The organism is Proteus sp. fly-1008 (assembly GCF_040140305.1).
In the GTDB taxonomy this organism is placed as follows: Bacteria; Pseudomonadota; Gammaproteobacteria; order Enterobacterales; family Enterobacteriaceae; genus Proteus; species Proteus vulgaris_B.
The window spans coordinates 1-588 of record NZ_JBEEWH010000057.1; the positions used below are offsets into that span (position 1 = coordinate 1).

General features: G+C 34.7%; 1 protein-coding gene. It reads left to right on the forward strand.

Annotated features, from left to right (window positions below):
- Positions 1–148: 148 nt before the first annotated feature.
- Positions 149–588 (forward strand): pentapeptide repeat-containing protein (locus ABN256_RS19155; RefSeq protein WP_349439942.1); only part of this gene is annotated, 440 nt, incomplete at its 3' end.

A 588-nucleotide genomic window follows, 5' to 3' on the forward strand; every position in this document is an offset into this window, starting at 1 on the left:
CTTTAATGGGGGTGAACGGGTGGTTTTTGCTAACTAACTCGCCCGTTTAACATAAAAGGGATTGTATGATTCAATTTCAGCTAGAGTTTAAGGTTGTTCAAATTAATGTACAATGATTGCACTGTATAAATAACCAGGTGTAGCATGTATGGAAAAGCACTTTATCAATGAAAAGTTTTCACGAGATCAATTTACGGGGAATAGAGTTAAAAATATTGCCTTTTCAAATTGTGATTTTTCAGGGGTTGATTTAACTGATACTGAATTTGTTGATTGTAGTTTTTACGACAGGAATAGCTTGGAAGGGTGTGATTTTAATAGAGCCGAACTAAATTACGTTAGCTTTAAAAGCTGCGATTTATCAATGAGTAATTTTAAAAACATTAGCGCCTTAGGTCTTGAAATTAGTGAGTGTTTAGCTCAAGGAGCTGATTTTCGAGGGGCAAATTTTATGAATATGATAACTCCAAGGTCATGGTTTTGTAGTGCTTATATAACCAAGACAAATCTTAGTTACGCTAATTTTTCTAGAGTCATATTAGAAAAGTGCGAACTGTGGGAAAATCGCTGGAATGGCACTGTGATAAC